The 20,495-nt window shown below is 63.7% G+C and carries 18 protein-coding genes and 5 pseudogenes; 11 read left to right on the top strand and 12 right to left on the bottom strand.

Annotated elements, in window-relative coordinates; translation table 11 throughout:
- The 3 genes and pseudogenes from LGH83_RS10950 (at position 1) to LGH83_RS10940 (ending at position 1,481) form a co-directional block, all read left to right on the top strand.
- Positions 1 to 591 (top strand): annotated as a pseudogene (locus LGH83_RS10950) (DUF2924 domain-containing protein).
- Entirely contained in the window at positions 588 to 785 is a 198-nt protein-coding gene (locus LGH83_RS10945) for a hypothetical protein (RefSeq protein ID WP_227401950.1), read from the top strand. Before LGH83_RS10950 ends, LGH83_RS10945 begins: the two are co-directional and overlap by 4 nt.
- Positions 782 to 1,481 (top strand): annotated as a pseudogene (locus tag LGH83_RS10940) (IS6 family transposase). The gene LGH83_RS10945 and the pseudogene LGH83_RS10940 overlap by 4 nt, the downstream one beginning before the upstream one ends.
- Before the next feature lie 55 nt (positions 1,482 to 1,536).
- Here LGH83_RS10940 and LGH83_RS20130 read toward each other — a convergent pair.
- The 10 genes and pseudogenes from LGH83_RS20130 to LGH83_RS10890 form a co-directional block, all read right to left on the bottom strand.
- Positions 1,537 to 1,709: pseudogene (locus LGH83_RS20130) on the bottom strand (integrase); the annotation flags it as partial.
- Positions 1,710 to 1,940: 231 nt separating this feature from the next.
- Positions 1,941 to 3,053 carry a Gfo/Idh/MocA family protein gene (locus LGH83_RS10930; protein WP_264478884.1) on the bottom strand — a complete coding sequence of 371 codons (1,113 nt, stop codon included), beginning with the start codon at positions 3,051 to 3,053 and terminating at the stop codon, positions 1,941 to 1,943.
- Between the two features lie 172 nt (positions 3,054 to 3,225).
- Positions 3,226 to 4,872, bottom strand: a complete 1,647-nt coding sequence (locus LGH83_RS10925) for a GMC family oxidoreductase (RefSeq protein ID WP_227398713.1) — start codon at positions 4,870 to 4,872, stop codon at positions 3,226 to 3,228.
- A complete protein-coding gene (locus LGH83_RS10920; RefSeq protein WP_227398712.1) occupies positions 4,862 to 5,521 on the bottom strand; it encodes a gluconate 2-dehydrogenase subunit 3 family protein in 660 nt (219 codons plus the stop codon). Before LGH83_RS10920 ends, LGH83_RS10925 begins: the two co-directional genes overlap by 11 nt.
- 34 nt (positions 5,522 to 5,555) lie before the next feature.
- Positions 5,556 to 6,521, bottom strand: a complete 966-nt coding sequence (locus tag LGH83_RS10915) for an ABC transporter permease (protein ID WP_227398711.1) — start codon at positions 6,519 to 6,521, stop codon at positions 5,556 to 5,558.
- Positions 6,518 to 8,077, bottom strand: a complete 1,560-nt coding sequence (locus LGH83_RS10910) for a sugar ABC transporter ATP-binding protein (protein ID WP_227398710.1) — start codon at positions 8,075 to 8,077, stop codon at positions 6,518 to 6,520. The genes LGH83_RS10915 and LGH83_RS10910 overlap by 4 nt, the downstream gene beginning before the upstream one ends.
- A 76-nt stretch (positions 8,078 to 8,153) precedes the next feature.
- Positions 8,154 to 9,272: a substrate-binding domain-containing protein gene (locus LGH83_RS10905; RefSeq protein WP_227398709.1), complete on the bottom strand. Its 1,119-nt coding sequence runs from the start codon at positions 9,270 to 9,272 to the stop codon at positions 8,154 to 8,156.
- Between the two features lie 62 nt (positions 9,273 to 9,334).
- Entirely contained in the window at positions 9,335 to 10,168 is an 834-nt protein-coding gene (locus tag LGH83_RS10900; RefSeq protein ID WP_227398708.1) for a sugar phosphate isomerase/epimerase family protein, read from the bottom strand.
- Between the two features lie 45 nt (positions 10,169 to 10,213).
- The gene (locus LGH83_RS10895; protein ID WP_227398707.1) at positions 10,214 to 10,603 is read right to left on the bottom strand and encodes a hypothetical protein; all 390 of its coding nucleotides are present in this window, start codon (positions 10,601 to 10,603) and stop codon (positions 10,214 to 10,216) included.
- Positions 10,604 to 10,645: 42 nt separating this feature from the next.
- The gene (locus LGH83_RS10890) at positions 10,646 to 10,840 is read right to left on the bottom strand and encodes a hypothetical protein (RefSeq protein ID WP_227398706.1); all 195 of its coding nucleotides are present in this window, start codon (positions 10,838 to 10,840) and stop codon (positions 10,646 to 10,648) included.
- A 269-nt stretch (positions 10,841 to 11,109) separates the two neighbouring features.
- Here LGH83_RS10890 and LGH83_RS10885 point away from each other — a divergent pair, with 269 nt between their 5' ends.
- From LGH83_RS10885 to LGH83_RS10860, 7 genes and pseudogenes are all read left to right on the top strand, one after another.
- Positions 11,110 to 12,567, top strand: a complete 1,458-nt coding sequence (locus LGH83_RS10885) for an ROK family protein (RefSeq protein WP_227398705.1) — start codon at positions 11,110 to 11,112, stop codon at positions 12,565 to 12,567.
- A gap of 111 nt (positions 12,568 to 12,678) precedes the next feature.
- Positions 12,679 to 13,737: a substrate-binding domain-containing protein gene (locus LGH83_RS10880; protein WP_227398704.1), complete on the top strand. Its 1,059-nt coding sequence runs from the start codon at positions 12,679 to 12,681 to the stop codon at positions 13,735 to 13,737.
- A 535-nt stretch (positions 13,738 to 14,272) separates the two neighbouring features.
- Positions 14,273 to 15,333 (top strand): annotated as a pseudogene (locus LGH83_RS10875) (IS630 family transposase).
- 124 nt (positions 15,334 to 15,457) lie between these two features.
- A pseudogene (locus LGH83_RS20125) lies at positions 15,458 to 15,847 on the top strand (helix-turn-helix domain-containing protein); the annotation flags it as partial.
- An 86-nt stretch (positions 15,848 to 15,933) separates the two neighbouring features.
- Complete coding sequence (locus LGH83_RS20120) at positions 15,934 to 16,083, top strand: hypothetical protein (protein WP_413771037.1); 150 nt, start codon at positions 15,934 to 15,936, stop codon at positions 16,081 to 16,083.
- Between the two features lie 71 nt (positions 16,084 to 16,154).
- Complete coding sequence (locus LGH83_RS20115) at positions 16,155 to 16,328, top strand: helix-turn-helix domain-containing protein (protein ID WP_413771036.1); 174 nt, start codon at positions 16,155 to 16,157, stop codon at positions 16,326 to 16,328.
- A gap of 51 nt (positions 16,329 to 16,379) precedes the next feature.
- Positions 16,380 to 16,601: a hypothetical protein gene (locus LGH83_RS10860; protein ID WP_227398703.1), complete on the top strand. Its 222-nt coding sequence runs from the start codon at positions 16,380 to 16,382 to the stop codon at positions 16,599 to 16,601.
- A 1,395-nt stretch (positions 16,602 to 17,996) separates the two neighbouring features.
- Here the strand turns inward: LGH83_RS10860 and LGH83_RS10855 are convergent.
- A complete protein-coding gene (locus tag LGH83_RS10855; RefSeq protein WP_227398702.1) occupies positions 17,997 to 18,554 on the bottom strand; it encodes a DUF1003 domain-containing protein in 558 nt (185 codons plus the stop codon).
- Positions 18,555 to 19,059: 505 nt separating this feature from the next.
- On the opposite strand from LGH83_RS10855, the gene LGH83_RS10850 reads away from it, so the two are divergent.
- Positions 19,060 to 19,281 carry a hypothetical protein gene (locus tag LGH83_RS10850; protein ID WP_227398701.1) on the top strand — a complete coding sequence of 74 codons (222 nt, stop codon included), beginning with the start codon at positions 19,060 to 19,062 and terminating at the stop codon, positions 19,279 to 19,281.
- A 307-nt stretch (positions 19,282 to 19,588) separates the two neighbouring features.
- Here the strand turns inward: LGH83_RS10850 and LGH83_RS10845 are convergent, their stop codons facing one another.
- Positions 19,589 to 20,494 carry an SDR family oxidoreductase gene (locus LGH83_RS10845; RefSeq protein ID WP_227398700.1) on the bottom strand — a complete coding sequence of 302 codons (906 nt, stop codon included), beginning with the start codon at positions 20,492 to 20,494 and terminating at the stop codon, positions 19,589 to 19,591.
- Position 20,495: the final 1 nt, after the last annotated feature.

The raw sequence follows: 20,495 nt of genomic DNA, 5'->3' as shown, positions 1-20,495 counted from the left end.
ATGCCGATGCTGGCTAAGCCCTCCATGATCTGCCCTGAACCAATGTCCAGCCTTGTGCCGACAGACCCTGCCACGGCTCTCAGCCGTGAGATCGCGTCCCTGCATGATCTCGACGTTCACGATCTGCGCAGCCGCTGGCGGCAGCGGCTGCGCAGCCCAGCTCCTGCCACCCTGACCCGGCCTCTGTTGTTGCGCCTACTGGCCTATCGCCTGCAAGCCAAGGTCTTGGGTGATCTTGATCCCGATGCGGTGCGCTTTCTCGATCGCATCGGCAAAATCAACGCCCGCCAGCGTGACGCCGCCGTGAAGAAGAAAGCCAAGGCGGTACCGCCTGTCCCGCCTGTGCCACCGATCCGGGGCTTGAAACCCGGAACTCTGCTGGTGCGGGAGCATGCCGGAACGATGCATCGGGTCACAGTCATGGCGGATGGCTTCGCTTGAAACGGCACCACCTACTCCAACCTCTCCGCCATCGCTCTGGCCATTACGGGCACGCGCTGGAACGGGCCGCGTTTCTTCGGCCTCCGCGACAAAACTTTGAGGATGAGCGGCGCCTCGGGAACACCGAGCCGCACCGGATCTGCCTCGTGAGCGCTCACACGATTAACGCCCGCAACGATCGCGACCAGCCAGCCATCGGGGGCGCCGGCCGGGCAGGGGCACCCAGGCCGCTGCGCTGCGCCATCTACACCCGCATGTCGACCGAGAATGGGCTCGAGCAGGAGTTCAACTCCCTCGACGGCATTGTCACAGAAACTGCGGTGCGGGTTGGGATGCGGGCATGAAGCCGATCTCGTATGCCCGCCACCGTTTCCCACCTGCCGTGATTCAGCAGGCCGTCTGGCTGTATCTGCGGTTCACGCTGAGCTATCGGGACATCGAAGATCTTCTCGCCGAACGCGGATTCGACATTTCCTACGAAACGGTCCGTCGATGGGCTCGCAAAGTTCGGCCCGCTCTTCGCACGCGAGCTTCGGCGGCGGCGCCCACGTCCCACGGGTTGCTGGCACATGGATGAAATGGTCGTGACGATCGCCGGCAGACGCCTCTGGCTTTGGCGCGCCGTCGACGATGAGGGTGAGGTCCTCGACCTGCTGGTGCAATCGAGGCGAAACACGGCTGCCGCCGTTAGGCTAATGCGTAAGCTCCTTCGCAAGCAGTGCTTCGCGCCACAGACCATCGTGACCGACACGCTCCGCTCCTATGGTGCTGCCATCCGGCAGCTCGGGCTATCCGCGCGGCACGAGCAGGGGCAGCGCCGCAACAATCGGGCCGAGAACTCCCATCAGCCGACCCGCCGGCGAGAGCGAAAGGTGCAGCGGTTCAAGTCAGCGGGATCGGCCCAGCGGTTCCTGTCCGCTCACGCCGCGGTCCACAACACCTTCAACATCGAACGCCACCTGATTTCCCGCAAATCCCTGAAACCGTTTCGCGCCGCCGCCATGGAGAAATGGAAAGCCGCGACCGCGGCCGCTGTGTGAAAGCGGTACCGAGGGTGTCTCGTCGTGTCTGCAGCGGGTTTCCGTGGCAATGCCACTCGAACTGAACCGGTCTACCGGTTTTCTGCTGGACAACGATGGCCCGAGCCCTGACGCGATCCCCGATCACGAGATCGCCGATCTTCATCTTGACGACGTGCAACCGCGCAGCTTGCTGTCAAATGCGAGATCGAACATGGCCCGGTCTCGAAACCGCCGGTCCTGATCCAGCCGGAACCGAACTGCCCAGACCTGCCGTGGCTTGAGCGCCCGTTTTGCTCCGAGCTTTCGCCCGGCATTCTAGGGCCGCCGTTTGCCCCCTGGATGGAATTCTGAATGTCCCGTCGTCATTCTCCTGTGGCCGGAGTGGCCACATAGAGATCAAGTCCGGGCTGTACAGGTGAGACTGGCCGGAAGCGGCATGTCCGGTTTCGGCTTCGATCCTTAGGTTTCTGCCATTCGTCAGGAGGTCCACATTCCCGATCGGGACGAACGGACAGCGGCGTCGATGAAGGCGAGACCCTTCACGCCGTCCTCTACCGTCGGGAGCATGACGTCGGCGGGGCGCGGTAATCCATCGCGCGCGGCGCAGATCGCCGCCGCCGCCTCGCCATAGATGTTGGCGAAGGCTTCGAGATAACCTTCGGGATGGCCGGCCGGCACCCGGGAGAGGCGACGGTTCGCTGCATCCGCTCCCGCGCCGTTCCGGGTGATGATCTGGCGCGCGCCGCCCAGCGGCGACCAGATGAGCTGGTTGGCCTCGCGCTGGCTCCAATCCAGGCCGCCTCTGGTTCCGTAGACGCGCAGACGAATCTCGTTCTCGTCGCCACTCGCGACTTGGCTTGCCCAGAGCACGCCGCGGGCGCCGCCTGCGTAGCGCAGCATCACCTGTGCGTTGTCGTCGAGCCGCCGCCCCGACACGAAGGTCGTCAGATCTGCGCAGAGTTCGACGAGATCGAGCCCGGTCACGAAATCGGCGAGGTTGAAGGCGTGCGTTCCGATGTCGCCGATGCAGCCCCCGGCGCCGGACCGGGCCGGGTCCGTGCGCCAGTCCGCCTGCTTGTTGCCCGCGCTCTCCGTGCTTTCGGCGAGCCAGTCCTGAGCGTATTCCACCTGGACGAGCCGGATGTCGCCGAGTACGCCGTCGCGCACCATCGCGCGGGCCTGCCGCACGAGCGGGTAGCCCGTGTAATTATGCGTGAGGACGAAGACGAGACCCGACCGGCGGACCTGGGCAGCCAGATCCTTCGCTTCATCGAGCGTGGTGGTGAGCGGCTTGTCGCAGATGACATGGATGCCGGCGTCGAGGAAGGCGCGGATGGCCGGGCCGTGCATGTGGTTCGGTGTCACGATGGACACCGCCTCGATGCCGTCGGGCCGCGCGGCTTCCGCCTGCGCCATGACGGCAAAGTCGGCGTAGCTGCGCGCGGGGTCGAGGCCCAGCGCCAGGGCCGATCGGGTCGCCTTGTCGGGCGAGGCCGAGAGCGCCCCGGCGACCAGCTCGAAATGGTCGTCGAGCCGTGCCGCGATGCGATGTACGGCGCCGATAAAGGCTCCCTCGCCGCCGCCGACCATGCCGAGCCGGATGCGTCGGGATGAGGCTGGCGTACCTGTGTGGCTCATGAGCTTGACCTTTCATCCCGGGATGCGGACGGCACCGCGTTTGCGGCGGCGCCTCCGTGTCGAAACCGATCCCAAGCGGCCCGGCTGCCCGCGGGGCGGGCGTTCTGTGTCGGATGGGAGTAGATCAGGCGCGTGCCGGCGCGCCTCGCTCGGCGATGATCTTGTCCGCCACGCGCCAAGCATTGGCCATGATCGTAAGGGTTGGGTTGGCGCCCGTGCCGGTCGGGAACGGCGAGCCATCCACGACGTAGAGGTTCTCGACCTCGTGGGCGCGGCACCACCGGTTGAGCACGCTGGTGTTGGGATCGTCGCCCATGCGGGCCGTGCCGTGCTGGTGCGAGCAGTTGCCAGTGACGCGGTCGGCATAGACCTTGGTGATGGTCCGCGCGCCGCTGGCCTCCAGAATGTCGGCGCCGCGATCGATGAGGTAGCGGCCCTGGTCGCGGTCGTTCTGGTGCGGTTTCAGTGTCGTGCGTGCCACCGGGAGGCCCCAGGCGTCGACGACCGTGTCGTCGAGGTCGATGCGGTTGTCGTGCTGGGGCATGTCGTGCAGCACCATCGCGACCGCAAGCGAGTGGCTGTACTGCTCGCGATCCACCTTTTTGGCGTCTGCGCCCCAGGCGGGCGTGCCCGGTAGCCGCCAGTTGATGGGGAGCGGGATGCCCACGCCCGCGACCGCGATATGGCCGCCGGACACGAAGCCGCGGGTGGCATCGTGCTCGTAATGCTGGAACGTGGAGGCACTAACGTAACCGCCGCCCGCCCAGGCATAGACGGGATCGTCGTAGGTGCCAACGGCGGCGGAATATTCGTGGAAGGTGACGTTTCGGCCGACAAGGTCGCTGCCATTGGCGAGCCCGTTCGGAAAGCGGCCGGATTTTGAAAGCAGCATCAGCCGCGCGGTCTCCATCGCGCCGCAGGCCAGGATGAACACGTCCGCCTCCTGCTCGAACGTATCCCCGTCGGCGTCCTGGTAGATGGCCGCCTTGATGCGGCCCGCGCCGTCGAGCACGAGTTCGCGCACGGTGGAGTTGGGGCGCAGATCGTATCGTCCTGTCGCGACCGCGTCCGGCACGAACACGTTGAGCGCGGAGGAGCGCGTGCCGGTCGGGTCGCCGTGCTGCTGGGCGAAGGCGCTGACCACCGTCGCCTTGCGGCCGTTGAAGGGCCGCGAAAGGGCCGCCTGGGGGGTCGGAAAGGCGTTCCAGCCGAGCGCCGCACAGCCTTTCATGAACTTGTCGGCATAGCGCGAGCGCGGCATGGGCGGGCAGGGATAGCCGCCCGAGCGACGCGACTCGAACCGGTTGGCTCCGGCCTCGCCCGAGACCCCGAAAGCCCATTCGACTTTCAGGTAGTAGGGCTCGAGTTCGTCGTAGGTGATCGGCCAATCCGCGAGGCTGGCGCCCGGCAGGTCGCCGGCGACCGTGCGCATCCGAAAGTCGTTTTCAGTAAACCGGGGTAGCCATCCTTGCCAATGCACCGTGCCGCCGCCCACCATCTGCGGCACCGGGCAGAAGTTCTCGGATCGCGCGGCATCGTTTGCGGTCTCGCGCCAGGTCCGCGGGTTGAGGATTGGGTCCGGCCACAGATTGTAGCGGTTGATATTGGCGAGCTCATCCCCGCCGAAGGTCTCCTTCGTGCGCCATGGCCCTTTTTCGAGCGCGACGACACTGACGCCCGCTTCGCACAGCACCTTGGCGGCGGCAGCGCCCGAAGCGCCTGCGCCGATGATGACGACGTCGGTTTTCGCTGGCTTGGTCTTAAAGGCCATCGTGGAACTCCCTGACCTTCTCGGCTTCGCCGGGCATGAAATAGTGCAGCGTGGTGTAGCGCCCGGTGTAGACCTCCTTCATGGAGGCAGGCCCGGGGAAGCCGATCACCTGCCAGCCGATCTGCCTCTTGTTTCCGCCGTAGATCGGGTCGGCGTAGAACCCCTGGCGCGTGTGGGTGATCAACAGCGGCAGGAACTCGAGGTCGACCTCGGTCGAGGTCTGCTGCAGGGCGGGTTCCGCCGAGACGGGGCCGGCGAGAGCGTCGCTGGGCGTCAGGGTGGTTGGCTGTCCGGTGCCGTCCGCCTCGATCGCGCGCAGCACGTCGTCCTGCTGCGCGGGCGTTAGGGCGATGAAATCGGTCGCGGACGTTGCGCGGGCGCGGGCGTCAAGATCCTGGATCCCCTCGGCGTATCGTGCGCGCATGATCTCGATGCGCTGCATCCAGGCGTCCGCGCTGCGGCCCTCCAGCACCTCGAAGCCCGAGCCGTCGGGCTTGGCGAAGATGTAACCGAGGCCGGAGAGGTAGCGGTCGAGAAAGTCGATGCAGCCGGCCTCTTGTGCGCCGGGCGTGTCGTCGGTGGGGATAATCCGCGCCATCGCGGCCGCGATCGTGGCGCGCTGGTGCGGATTAAAGAAAGTGTCGGGCATGGGCGTCCTCGGGAATTTTGTGGGAGGGTTGCGGTTAGCGCTTCTTGGTCTGGCTGATCGCGACCGCGATGATGATGATTGCGCCGCGGGCGATGAGCTGCTGGCTAAATTCCAGGCCCATCAGCACGAGGCCGTTGTTGATGAGGCCGATCATCAGCGCGCCCATGATGGAGCCGACCACGGTGCCGGCCCCGCCGAACAGGCTCGTGCCGCCCAGCACGGCCGCCGCGATCACCGACAGCTCGTCGCCCTCGCCGAACTGGAAGCGGCCGGAATGAAGGCGGCCGGCGTAGAGCATCCCCGCCACCGCGGCCGCGACGCTCGACAGCATCAGCACGCGGAACTTGATGGAGGCGGTATCGACGCCCGAATAACGCGCCGAGGTCTCGTTGCCGCCGGTCGCCAGCACGCGGCGCCCGAAGGTCGTGCGGCGCAGCACGACATGGCCGGCGATGCCGAACACCACCATCCAGATGAGCAGGCTCGGCACCGGCCCGAGATTGCCGCCGCCAAAAATGGCGGAATAGGGCTTGTCGAGGATCGGGATCGCGGCCGTGGCACTGATCCACATGGCGACGCCGCGGGCGATCCCCATCATCGCGAGGGTCGTCAGAAACGAGGGGATGCCGATCCCCGTCGTCAGCCAGCCGTTGACGGCGCCGACGGCGGCGCCGGTACCAAGGCCGCAGACGATGCCGCCGAGAATGCCGAAATGGTCGATTCCCATCGCGGTGGCGACCGAGGCAAGCCCCGCCACCGCGCCGACCGACAGGTCGATCTCTGCCGTGCCGAGCACGAAGGTCATCGCCACCGACACGACCGCGATGATGGCGGTCTGGCGGATGATGTTGAGGAGGTTGTTGGGGTCTAGGAAGCCCCGCTCGCCGAGGGTCGCCGCGAAGATGATGAAGATCGCGACGAAGCCGATGTAGATGATGTAGTCGCGCCAATTGGCGAGCGGGGACGGCGCCTTGCGGGCCGGTATGGCTGAGTCGGTCATTGGACGGGTCCTCCCCGGGCTTCCTGCATGGCTTTGTTGAGCTTGCTTTCGGCGTGCTGAAGCGCGTCGATCGAATCGGGATTATCGGGATCGTCCAGCGCGTGGCGAGCGATGTCGCGGACGATGCGTCCGTCGGACATCACGAGGATACGGTCGCAAGCGGCGAGCAGTTCCTGCAACTCCGACGACAGCACCAGGATCGCCTTGCCGGATTTGGCGAGGTCGCGGATCAGCGTGACGATCTCGCTCTTGGACCCGATGTCGATGCCGGCCGTCGGCTCGTCAAGAATCAGCACGTCGGGCTCGGTGGCGAGCCATTTGGCGATGACTACTTTCTGCGCATTGCCGCCCGACAAGGTCTTGACGGTCGCCTTGCGTGAATCCGTCTTGATGCGCAGCCGCTTGATCGAAAGCTCCGCCAGGGCAGCCGCTTTGGCGTGGTCGACCCACGTATTCTTCGAGAGTCGATCGAGACTGGGCAGGCCGATGTTGCTTTCGACCGAATGGAAGGCGACGAAGCCCTGCCGTGCCCTGTCTTCCGGCACCAGCGCGATGCCGGCGTGGATGGCATCGCGCGGCGTGGCGATGGCGACCGGCTTGCCCTTGACGCGGATCTCGCCGGTAACGATCGGCTGGATGCCGCAGATCAGACGGGCCAGCGAGGAACGTCCGCTGCCGAGCAGGCCTGCAACGCCCACGACCTCGCCTCGGTGAAGGGTGATATTCACCTCCCGCGGCTTCTGCTCACCCGAAAGGTTGCGTGTTTCCAGCAACGCCTCGCCGAGAGTGGTAGTCTCGCGGGTCACGTCGGAGAAGCCACGCGAGCGGCGGCCGATGATATGGGCGATCATGCTGTCGAGCGTGAACTCCGACATCGGTGCGGTGATGATGTGTTTGCCGTCGCGCAGGATCGTGGCGCGGTCGGCGATCCGGAAGATCTCGTCCATCCGGTGCGAGACGTAGACGATCGCGACCCCTTTGCCGCGCAAGTGACGCACGTAGTCGAACAGCCGGTCGACCTCGGTCTGCGACAGGGCGGTCGTCGGCTCGTCGAGCACCAACACCTGGCAGGGCTGCGAGGTCGCCTTGATGATCTCGGTGAGCTGCTTGTGGCCAGCCGGGATGTCCGCCACCTTGCGGGTCGGGTCGATGGCGACACCCATCGCGGCGAACAGTTTCTTCGTCTCGGCGATCGCGGCCTTATCGTCGATCAAGCCGCCCGCCTTAATCTCGCGGGTGAGGAATACATTCTGCGCCACCGTTAGGGTCGGTACGAGGCTCATTTCCTGGAACGCCATGGCGACGCCGGCGGCGCGCGAGGCCTCCGGCGAGTGGGTGGTCAGCGGCACGCCCCCGATCTCGATCGCGCCGGAGGTCGGCGGCTGCACGCCGCGCAGGATCTTCAGGATTGTCGATTTGCCGGCTCCGTTCTCGCCGAGCAGGGCATGGACCTCGCCGGGGCGTACATCGAGGTGGACGCCGTCGAGTGCGCGGACGCCACCGAAATACTTGGAGACGTTCGTCATGCGGACGGCGTCGGGGCTGGACGTGCTCATGGGGCTGGGTCCTGACGATGAGGGGCATGCCCTTCTCCGCAACCGGAGAAGGGCGTCATCCTGGCGAGGTGGATGGTCACATGCTCTTCTTGATCTTGTCGGTAACGGGCTTGTGGTAGACTTGTCCCCAAGCTTCGGCGAGATTCGCCTTGGTGACCGGCAGCGCGGGCAGCGCCACATAGGCGGGGGCCGCTTTGCCGAGCAGGCCGTAGCCCGCCAGCATCGCTTCGGTCACGCCCTGGTCGTAGGGGCGCTGCGCCGACAGGCCCTTGATCACGCCGCCGCTCGCCATATTGATGGCGACATTCTCGCCGAGGTCGCAATTGGTGACGATGAGATCGTCGCGGCCGTTGGTGCTGGCGGCGGCGATGACGCCCTCGGCCGGCACGTCCCACACCGCCCAGATACCCTTGATGCTGCGGTGCGACACCAGCATGGCGCCGGCGGCCTTTTCGGCATCGCCGGAGAAATCGGGACCACCGATCCCCTGTTCGGCCACGACGTGGATGTCGGGATAGTTCTCGGCGAGGGTCTTCTTCACCGCATCGTAGCGCTGCCTGGTTACGAAGAAGTCGGCGGCGTGGAAGACGAGGCCGACATCGCCCTTGCCGCCGAGCGCCTGGGCGAGAAGATGCGCGGTCGCGACGCCGTTGCCGTAATTGTCGGCGGAGACGACGCTGACGTAGTCCTTGCCGGCCGTGAGGCCCTTGGGCACGTTGTCCATGAAGACGAGCTTCACGCCCGCATCGGCCGCGGCTTTGTATTCGGTGGCAGTCGCGACCGGATCAGTCGGGATCGAGACGATGATGTTGGGCTTCTGCGCCAGCACGGTCTCGATGTCAGAGACCTGTTTGTCGGGCTTGAACCCGGCATCCGTCACCGCCACCACATCGATGCCCATGGCGGCGAACTGTGTCTTGAGACCGTCGATCTGCGCTTGGCTCCAGTCGTTGCCGGCGTAGTGCATGACGATGGCGGCCTTGGCGTGCATGCCTTTGATCTTGGCCAGTTCATCGGCGCTCAACGTCACCGAGGAGGCGGGTTCCGGCTTCTCGCCGTTGGGGCCGAGGCTCATGACGTGCTTGCCGACCTCGGCAATGGCGGTCGCGGGGTCGACCGCATGGGCGCTGGTCGCGAGACCGAGGCCGAGCGTGAGGCAAAGGGCCGTCGAGTGGAGCAGTGAAGTTAGGCGCATGTGATCTCCCTGTGGTCACGATTTGATCGATCGTCGCGGTGCCGGACGATCCGGCCCGAGTTTCAGATTTCGGCCGCCCGTGCGGTCACGAAGGCGTGGCTCTCGCGCGCCGCCCCGACGGGGTCGGGCCAGCTGTCGAGTTCGTTGCAGATCCAGCCCGCGTAGCCGATATCGTGCAGCGCGCGGATCACAGCGCCATTGTCACAATCGCCGACCCCGACGGGGGTGAAAGCGAACGGCTCGCGCTGCCAGCCCTTGAGATGCACATAGGAAATGCGTGCCGCATGCTCCCGGACTATGGCCGCGACGTCGCCGCCTGCCGCAGCGAGATGAGCGGTGTCAGGACAGAAGCCGATCCCCGTCTTGGCGAAGATGGTCCGCACCTCGTCGGGATTTTCGACGATGGTGGAGAGGTGGGGATGGTACTGGGCGCGCAGTCCTCGCGCCTCGGCAATCTTCACGACCTTGTCGAGGGCCGAGGCGAGCGCGTCGTAATCTGCCGGACGCGTGCCGTCGAACCGCCGGGCGCCACCACCTACCACGAGATGCTCGGCGCCGAGCGCCTGGGCGGCGTCCGCCGCACGGCCGACGCGGGCCAGTTCCTCCGCGATAATGTCGGCGAAGATGAAATTCGCGCCGCTATAGAGGGCGACCAGCGCGAGGTTGGTGTCGGCGAGGATTCGGCGCATCGACGCATAGCCATCGGCGGCATCCGCGACGACGTTGCCGTCGAAAAACTCGATGCCCTCGTAGCCGGCCGCCGCGATGTCGCGCGCGGCAGCCGCCATATCTCCGAACGTTTTGTAGGTGAGTTGGGTTACAGAGGTGACGCCGACGGCGTTGCCGCCGAGCAGACCCCAGCAATTGGCGTGATAGGCGAGTTTCCAACCAGGCATGACACAGCTCCTCCGGGCAGCGGCCTCATGGCCGCCGGCATCACGTCACTTCACGCGGTCGTAGATCGCGTGGTTGAAGGCGCTGATTGGCCCGGCGAAGTCCTGGTATGGCTCGTCCCAAGGTTCCTTGATGCCCCAGCCGCGGCCGGTGTTCTCTACATAAGCGCACCAGTGCCAGCCGATGAACCAGGGCTGGGTCATGAGCGCGGCAAGCGAGTCGGCATAGTCCTGGCCGCGCGCCGCCTGCGAGGGCAATCCCGTCTTGCGGTTGGGGTTGAGCTTCGTGGCGGTCCAGTTGCCGATGTCGGCATTGAGCACCCGCTTGCCGGCGATCACCTGCCACCGCGCGAAGTCATCGACCATGGTCTTGCCGTCGGCCTCGGTCGGTCCGGCGAAATACTGCTCGGTCGACCACTGGATGTTCATGGTCTGCATGATGACGCCGACCTTGAAGCCCTTCGCCTTGGCGGCTGCGCATTACGCATCACTGACCGCCGCTAGCTTGGGGTCCGACGCGGGGTCGCCAGCCTGACTTGGGCTGATGATGTGCGCGGGGATCAAGGTCTTTGCGTCGAGTTTGGCGGTAGGATCGTCGGCGCAGGCGCTGCGGCTTCCGAGGCAAAGCGCCATAGCGACTGTCAGGAGCAAAGCTCCGCCCTTCACATTGATCATGCGTTTTCTCCCGCTGGGTGGTCGGCGCTGCACCGCGCTCTCGTCTCTATTGATTGAAGCTTGACACGATCTCGATCAACTTACAACGTATAAAAACAAAAGATTGTATCCTTCTGCTGTTGAAAGACAAAGATAAGTCCTACCTCTGTCGCGTCGGGCCATTCCGCCGTTGGGCGCATCGATCGGATCGGGTATCTAGGCAAGTAAGCAAAGTCGCAGGGCGTTATGATCGATAAATGCCGTCGATCCCCGCGAAGCGGGTCGGGTTCATGAAGTGTAAAGTTCAGGGCGGCGCGAGAGCGGCCCCGTCGTCAGGCGCCGATGTGATGGCTGGATCGCCGGGGCCTGCGGGCAAGGAACGCGTCCGGGGACTCGAAGCGGAGCGCCAGAGCCTTGTCGCGCTGCTCGATCTCATCCGAACGAAGCCACCGGTCACCCGGCTTGATCTAGAACGGCTGTCGGGCATGGGCCGGGCCGTGGTCATGGACCGCTTGTCCACACTGACGCAGGCCAATCTGATCGACGAATCCGGATACGGCCGCTCCGTAGGCGGGCGTGCGCCGCGTCTCGTGCGATTCCGGGCCGAGGCTGGACGACTGCTGGTCGCCAATATCGATCGCTATACGCTCGGGGTCGGCCTCGCCGACCTGACCGGTCAGCTTGTGTTCGAACATTACGAGGACACGGACCTTGCGGCCGGTCCTCTGGCCGTGTTCAAGCGCCTCGACGCTTTGTTCGCCTGGGCGTTGGAGCAAGAGCGCGGCGGCGATCTGTGGGGCATCGCCCTCGGTGTGCCCGATGCGGTCGAGACCCGCCCCGGCGAGGCACGCTTGTCGCTGCAGAGCCTCGATATCCTGCCGGCCTGGAGCGGTTTGGTGTCTCTGACCAAGATCGTCGACCGTCTGAAGGCGCCCGTCTGGGTGCGCAGCTCCATGCAGATGGCCACGATGGGCGAAGCGGGGGCGCCGGGCCAGGACCGTAAGTCCGAGCTTCTCTATGTGGAGCTCGGCTCCGAGATCAGCGCCGGCCTCATCTCCGGCGGCCGGTTGAACCGAGGTGCCCTTGGCGTCGCTGGACAGGTCGGGCATGTCTTTACCGGTTCCGACAACCACCTCGTCTGCCGATGCGGGAATACGGGCTGTCTTGAAACCCTGGCTGGGGGCGGCGCGATCGCTCATGAAGGCCTGCTCGCCGCGCAGGACGGACGCAGCCGCATGCTCGCCGAGACGCTGAGCCAGTCCGGCGGCATCACGGTCGCCGACATCGGGGCGGCCTCCCAACTCGGGGATGCATTCTCGGCCGAGCTCCTGGCCCGCTGCGGCCTCATGATCGGCACCATGCTGGCGACACTGACGAACGCCGTGAACCCGGGCACTATCGTGATCGGGGGCGAGGTGGCCCAGACGGGCGATATCCTGCTTGCCTCCATCCGAAAGGGAATTTACCGCCACTCGCATCCGCTCGCGACCCGCGATCTCAGGATCGTGCGCAGCGGCATGGGGCGTTCGGCGGGCCTTGCCGGAGCCGCGCTCGTCGCCGTGGAGGAAATCTTCGATCCGCGCTTCATAGACGGGTGGATGACGGCCGGATCGCCCCTGCGCCACCCTGATGTGATCGGTCTATTCGAGGATGTCGGCGCGGCGCTTGCGGCGACCAAACCGACCGCGCCCGGTCCGCCGCCGAAGCCCAATGGGGCCGGACGCCGGGCTGGGCAAACGTCGCCATGACTTTTTCGGATGCCCGGCTAGAATAGCCGGAACGCTGGGCTAACGGCAGCGAAACGGGTGGACGCCATGCCGAAGACTGAGGGAAGCGAGCCAATTCAAACGGCCCAGGCCGTGGGAGCGCCGCTGCTCGTCGCTGGGCTCGGCCCGCACGGCGAGCGGGCGGCCCCGTCCGATCGGATCGTTCTCTCGGATGCGGACGTCACCTTTGCCCGGGAGCGGGCCTTCAAGGTTGCGGTCGTGCTTCACACCACCGAGAGCGACTGGGCCAAGCAGCAACTGGCCGGCATGGGCGCCATCTTGCGCGATCATGCAGCCGCGATCACGGCCGTCGTCGATTGTGGCTTCAGCCTGGACCGTCAGGCTCAGGCTCTCAACCACCTGGCGGGTGAGAAGCTCGATGGCGTCATCAGTATTCCGCTCGGCAACAGCCGGGCGGTAACGGATGCCTACAGGGCCGTGTCCGCCGCCGGCAAGAACCTCGTGCTGCTCGACAACGCACCCGTTGGCCTGATGCCGGCGAGCGACTATGTCAGTGTCGTGTCTGCCGACAATTTCGGGCTGGGCGAGATCGCCGCCGCGCAACTATCCCCCTACGTGCCCCAGGGAGGGAAGATTGGCCTGGTGGCCTTTCGGCTCGGCTTCTTCGCGACCACGCAGCGGGAGATTTCATTCCGGCGCTGGATCGAGCGCCATCGGCCCGACGTGGTCATACGGCAGGTCAAGTTCGAGCAGATCGATCACATCGAGTCCCTCGTGGGGGGATTTCTCGATGCCAACACCGATACGGCTGCACTGTTCGCCGTGTGGGACGGGCCCGCGCTGCGCACCATGCGGGCGGTCGAAAGGCGGTCGCGGAGCATTCCGATGACGACGGTCGATCTCGGCCGGGACATCGCGACCGCGCTAGCTGGGCGGCGGTTGATCAAGGGGGTCGCTGCCCAGCGACCGTTCGATCAGGGCCGCACCGCGGCCAATGTCCTGCTGTCATCCCTGGCCGGCAACACCGTGCCTTCGTGGATTGTCCTTCCCGGCCTTCCGGTCACGGCCAGTAATGTCATCGATGCATTTCAGCAGGTCTGGCACGCGCCCCCGCCGGCCAGACTGCTGGCCGCATTGGAGTGTGAGAGCACGGAAGCCGCCAACGACCGCACTGCCGGGCTCCACAAGTGATTGCTCTGCTCGCGGAGACTGAAGCCATGCCGATGCTCCATCGAGCCTAACCGGGTAATGCGACCGGATACCGAGGGTCACGACTCGGCAGGGATGATTTGGCGTCCAGAAGACGGCCGCGATTCGGTTTATTGAACACCTCCTCGTCCGCGTTTTAAGCCGTTGTACAACCCTGCCTAAAAACGTCTGCTTTGGAGCAAGGCCGATTATGTGTCGAACGTTGCCAACGGAAGCTGAGCTGAACGTCCGTTGATACCAATCGATCCGAAAATCTTTTACATCATGTCAATCCAACCCGCCCTTGTGAACCGCGCCTGATCCTCGGCATGGCTTGGTTGTACCGAACTCTGTCGTGCTGAGCTCATTGGCCAAGGCTCTCGGCGCAGATGCCCAGAGCGTGTATTGGACAGGAGCGCGCCCGTCGAAGCAGCCTGTCAAGGCGTCCGAGCCTCATACCAACTCTCGCTGAGCGCGACTCACGGCTATGCGAATCGGCTGAAGGCTCAATCAATGGGGCGGACCAGGAGTGTCCTCCATGAGCCCGCCTATCGCCTTGCACCCTGATTATGACGCCGCAGCAGTGAGACGATCCGCAAAGGCGACCAAGGACGCCGCGCAGGGCCGGCGTCTGCTGGCCTTGCGGAGATCTACGACGGTGGCACGCGCACGGACGCGGCCCTGATCGGCGGGGTCGGACTGCAAACCATCCGAGATTAGCTGCTGGCCTTCAACGCGGATGGCGTCAAGGGCTTGATCGACGGCAAGGCGCCCGGCAATCCCGTCCAAGCTGAACGACGCGCAGCGCCAAGGCCCTAGCGCGGATCATCTAGAGCGGACCGATCCCGGCGATCCATGGGGTGGTGCGCTGGCGGTTGCGAGACCTCGCCTGGTGGGTGTTCAAGGAGTTCCGCATCGGCCTGGACGAGACGACGGTCAGCCGCGAGGTACGCAAGCTCGGTTTCCGCAAGCCGACGGCGCGGCCCCAGCACAATGCCCAGAGCGAAGCCGCGATGGCGGATTGTAAAAACCCTCCCGACCAAACTGGAGACGATCCAAGCTACCCTCCCGGCCGGAACCGCCATAGAGCTGTGGTGGCAGGACGAGGCGCGGGTCGGTCAGAAGAACACCATTACGCGCCGTTGGGCGAAGCGGGGGACCCGCCCGCGAGCGCCGCACGATCAGCGGACCCAATGGGCTTACATCTTCGGGGCGATCTGTCCGGCCAGAGGCAAGGGTACCGGCCTCGTCATGCCGTGGTGCGACACCCAGGCCATGACCGAGCACCTCAAGGAGATCAGCGCAGCCGTCGATCCGCGGGCCCACGCCGTTCTCATGCTCGATCAGGCCGGCTGGCACGGCTCGGCCAAGCTCATCGTTCCCGCCAACATCACCCTCCTGCAAATCCCGCCGCGCTCCCCCGAACTGAACCCCGTCGAGAACGTCTGGCAGTTCATGCGCGACAACTGGCTGTCGATCCGGGTCTTCACCTCTTACGACGACATCGTCGGCCACTGCTGTGAGGCCTGGAACAAGCTCACCGATCAACCCTGGCGGATCATGAGCCTCGGACGGCGGGAGTGGGCACACCGGTTCTGATCGGTGCAAGTTGGTATAAGATAGCTGCGGCATTCGTTCGGGCTGAAGGCGGCGAGTAGGATGCCTAGTGCACTGACGCGATCGGACGATTCACAAGGCGGGCGGGCCATGCGAGTCTCCCGGCATGGCTCAGACTGTTTCACTTTTGCTTCCAGGTGCCCGTCGCGCCGGGCTTCATGGGATTTTCGAGAACCGTGGCCGGCCCGTGCAGCATGTCCAGCGGGCGCAGATCGTCCTGCTCTCGGCTGACCGTCTGCCGGTGCTGGAGATCTCCAACCGGGTCGGCGTCAGCCGTCCGATGGTCTGGCGATAGCAGCAGCATTATGGTGAGGAGGGCCTCGATGGGCTGCTACGGGATAAGACCCGCCCGCCCGGCATTCCGCCGATGCTTCAGGCCAAAGTGCATGCCGCGGTCGAGCGCACCCTGCGGGAGCCGCCAGGGGCCGTCACGCATTGGACCGGCCGCGCCATGGCCAAGGCCATGGGCCTGTCGTTGCGAACCGTCCAACGCATCTGAGCTGCCCACAAGCTGCAGCCGCACCAGATCAGGACGTCGAGGGCTTCTTCTCGAAACTCACCCGGCAGCGCCAGAAACGGGGTGTGTCCCGCTCCGTCGATGACCTCGAAACAGCGATCGCCCGCTACATCGCCGCCACCAACAAGGACCCAAAGCCCTTCGTCTGGACCGCAACCGCCAACGCAATCAAGACCAAAGTCGCCCTGAACCATCCGTCAGAGTCAGTGCACTAGAGCAGTTTAAGGTTGCGCTGAATCGTGTGATTTGATTCAGGGTGCCATCGTCACGAGCATGAGGCTCGACCATGGCACTGCCTTTGTCACAGGACCTTCGGGCCCGGATTGTTCGAGCCGTTTCAGAGGGGAGTTCGATCCGGCAGGCGGCGGCGCGGTTCGATGTGAGCCCGTCGTCGGCGGTCAAGCTGATGCAGCGGGTTCGGGCCACGGGCAGCACGGCGCCGGCCAAGATCGGCGGCTAGGGCTCGGGATCGGCCGGGTCTGACTTTGCCGTTTGATCTCGCGATGTCGGGTTGTGCAAGGACGGATTCGGCGCGCTGCCCGAGCCCGAACAGCATCTGCTGAAAAGCCTCCACCTCGACCGAGCCGAGCGGTTGCCGCTCCAAGAACTCCAGCATCGCCGGTGTCCCGACAACGGTGCTCAGCATCCGCGTGGCGACCACGACCTGTCGCATCTGCTTGACCAACTCCGCTCGGGTGGGCTGCCGGTCCAGGATCGATCGCGTCATCTGTAGGCACGGCGTCCAGCGGGCGATTTGATCGACCAGCCAGGCTGGAGCCTCCCTCCGTCCGGAGATCAAACGAGCAATCGTCTCATAGGTCTCACGCTCGCGCTCAGGGTCGGCCATTACGGGCGCGGCCGCGAGTTCACGTCGAAGGGATGAAGATCGCCTCGTGGGACACATGGTGGCATGATCCGGTAACCAGAGAAGCAATTCGATCCGACCGAGGTCCTAGACGGCTCGCACGAAAACTAAGCCACCGATTGCAGACTCTCGTCTGGGCGCATTTTTGGACCAACGGTTCCCTGATTGCACTCAGAAAATTCCCTGTCTTTGGATTCTAAATTCCCTGTTCTCAATCTTTCCAAGTTACTCATAAGCCCCTAGCTTCTTTTGCCCATTTGAACTAATCCACTCTTGAGATTGGTCGCAGTCGAAAATATTCCCTGTTTGTTTCCCTAAATCCAGGGAAAGCAGCCCGGGAGACCCTTGCGAGGGAAGTGCCACCACCACCACGCACTCTCGTCGAACTGGCAATGATATCTCCAATGACACCGGTCATTGTCGATCCTCTTCTGCCGCCGTCTCAAAAGCCAAAAACATCGGCCTGGCCAAAGCCTGTGGCGGTCGGTTCTCCGGGTCGGTTGCTGTATTTTCCAGGGTGCACGCTAGCGCGTTTGGCGACTGATTTTGCACAGTCGAAGAGTATCCCGGTTGATGGTGCTTGCCTGAGCAGATCGGGAGTGGCCAAAAGGATGGCGAGCAGCAGGGACCATGAGGGAGTTTCCACATTAAGTCGCGCCAGTCCAAATGTGCTTGACGTAGAAGATTAAATTGGCGAACATCCAATCATTATTTTACGGTATTATTTCTACTCGCGTCAGTATAGAAGGCGAAAGTAATGAAATTGAATCTAAAATTTTTCGTATTCATTTGTTTTGTTGCGGTTCAGACCGTTCCGGGTCTTGCGGCGCCCAGAGAACCAATAAGTTGTGATACTCTTCATGTGAGGACATGTCGTGCGCCCGCTGAGATCGGCGGATTTTATCCCCATTGCTTCTGCAGTGTGCCACTTGGCGTAACGTTCCGTCCCATTAAGACGATCCCTCGGCAGATCTGTCAGCCTTGCCCGGATGGTTCAAGCCCAGCCGGGACACATTGCCTGTGCGTGTTCCTACGCTGACATCATTGCCGCGAGCAATGTCGAAGCGGTCACCATCGCGTCCGACATTTTCAGGTTATTTTCAAAGAAAATATTCCGGAGGTCTGACGCCTGCCAATCAGAATAACGGTGGGGTCGGTGTTGAGATGATTCACGGCCATGCAGTGATGGCGGGGTGGAGTCGGTCGAAGGGGCCGACCTTTCGCCCCGCATCCGTCTTAAAGCCCTGCATTCGTCTGCACCGATCATTGATCCGATCGCATCGCTCGATCTTCGATCTTGTCCAACACCGCTTCTGGCGCGACGTCGCGTTCCAACTCTTCCAACTCGGGTTGATCGCTCGTGTCGACGCCGAGATGCTTCGCGATGGCTTTGGTGAGTGTCAGAAGCCGTGTGACCTCATGCTCTGAAAGGAGGTTGATCTGCAGGTCGAGGTCGGCCCGTTTGTCGTCCAAAGCGGCCGCTCTATTCTGACTGATGAGAACGAAGGTCGACAAAAATATCGCTTCGACGGACGCCGCTGTCGCCAGGATCACGAAGGTCGGGTCCCAGGGTTTAAAACCGGGCACCAACCCGACATTCAGAAGGATCCAAAGTCCAAACAGAGCAAGATGGATGTAAACGAAAGCCATGCTTCCCGTGAAGTGTGTAATGGCTTCGGCAATCTTCTCCTGGGTGCTGGCCTTTCGTTCATCCGCTCTCCGGCGGTCTTGAAGAGCGTGAATATTACGGTTCAAGACCGATGCCAGAGTGGCGGGAACCGGGGGCGGTACCGTTGGTCCTTGGTTTGTTGCTTGGTTCATGTCGCTCTGCATGACAATCGCCTTTCAGAAAATCGATGCTGACGTCCACAAACGACGAGACGCGCGGGCCACTCCTTGTCGCGATCTTTCGCTCACGGATCTCGACTTGACCCCGACAGTGTCCGTGGCGTTGCCAACCTCCGAAATTGGAAATTGGCTCCCTGTTTCAAATGAAATATTCGACGGCCAGTGCAGAGGGATGCGAACTTGGGCTCAACCTGTGGACCGCAAAGCTGTCGCAAGTCAGCGCTCATCCCTGACTGCTCACCCTTGAGGAGTGCGGGTCGGACGGCGGATCGACGGCAATCCATCGGGCCTCGGCTGCCCATCTTCGGACCGACCTTTAAGCCTCATCGACCAGAGCAGGATCCGAAGACGGAGCTCCTCCTCCATCCTTGACAGACGGGAGGGCACTTTGGACCGCCGTAAGGCAATGATCTTTATAATTAATTTTGCCTCGCGTTAACCTTGCGTTAACTCTTCACCGAGGCGTGAGGTATGAGACGTGTCCGAAGCTCCAAATATTGCGACGATCGTGCTGCCGATTTCAGCGACCTACCGCGGCAAAAGCCGCGTTGGGCAGTATAGTGTCGTCGGTTGCGGGCCGGCCGCCATCGTCACGGCCAAATATCGCTTAAGCGAGAAGTCGCGACCTCAGGGCTGCCTTTCGCCTCAGCAGACGGCTCGCCTTCTTCTCAGCGATATCATCCGTAATTGCACCTATTAGACACCGCCAAGAAGGCGATACCGGTTTAGTCTTTCTCAACCGGGTTATCTTCCTTCAACGGCGTCGAGTCGACTGGCGCATGACTCCCGATGTCCCTCGATTGATTTTGTCGCGTTTGTTGTTCAGATTAAACGCGGCTGGAGCGACATCGATTCGATGTTAGGGGTATACCGTCACTACAGAGTGGCGTGGTAGTCTCGCGCGCCCTCCGTCGTCCCGTGTCGATCCGGGTCGCACGACGGGGCGCGTCACGCCACGACGCACTCTGTCGGAATAATGCGAGCCGCGTCGACCCGTCCCTTCCGACTCAGACGACGCCGTTGCCGCCTGTCGCGCCATAAATCTCGCCCGTGATGAAGCTTGCTTCTTGCGATGCGAGCAGCACGTAGACGGGAGCGAGTTCGACGGGCTGTCCCGGACGCCCCAGCGGAACCTCGGCACCGAATTTGGAGACCTTTTCCTGCGTTTGGCCGCCACTCGGCTGCAAAGCGGTCCAGAAGGGGCCGGGCGCCACGCCGTTGACGCGAATGCCCTTCTCGATCATCTGCTTGGCCAAAGCCTTGGTGAAGGCGACGATACCAGCCTTCGTGGTCGCGTAATCCAAAAGCGTCTCAGACGGACTGACGGCCTGAACTGAGGTCGTCGTGATGATCGCGGCGCCCGGAGCGAGATGCGGAACGGCCGCCTTCGCGATCCAGAACATCGCATAGAGATTGGTTTTCATCGTGAGGTCGAACTGCTCGGCCGTGATGTCGCCGATCTCTGGCTGCGAGACCTGCTTGGCCGCATTGATGACGAGAATATCCACCCCGCCTAACCCTTTGACCGTGTCGGACACAAGCGCTGAGCAAAACGCCTGATCGGTGATGTCGCCCGGAAGGGCGAGCGCCGTCCGGCCTTCCGCTTCGATCAGAGCCAGCACTTCCTTCGCGTCGGCCTCTTCGTTCGGCAGATACACGATCGCGACATCCGCGCCCTCACGCGCGAAAGCGATCGCTGCGGCGCGGCCGATGCCCGAATCGCCTCCGGTCACGAGAGCCTTTCGCCCCTTGAGGCGGCCATGGCCGACATAGCTCGTCTCGCCGTGATCGGGAGTTGGGTCCATTTTCGAGGCCAGTCCGGGAGCCGATTGTGGCTGCTTCGGAAAAGGCGGTTGCGGATATTGCGTGCGGGGATCCTGCATACGCAGGCGCTCGGCAGACTGATCGGTCATT

The sequence above is a fragment of the Lichenihabitans sp. PAMC28606 genome (assembly GCF_020616535.1).
In the GTDB taxonomy this organism is placed as follows: domain Bacteria; phylum Pseudomonadota; class Alphaproteobacteria; order Rhizobiales; family Beijerinckiaceae; genus Lichenihabitans; species Lichenihabitans psoromatis.
The sequence above is the reverse complement of the archived record's forward strand: the minus strand, read 5'-3'. Positions and strand labels throughout refer to the sequence as shown.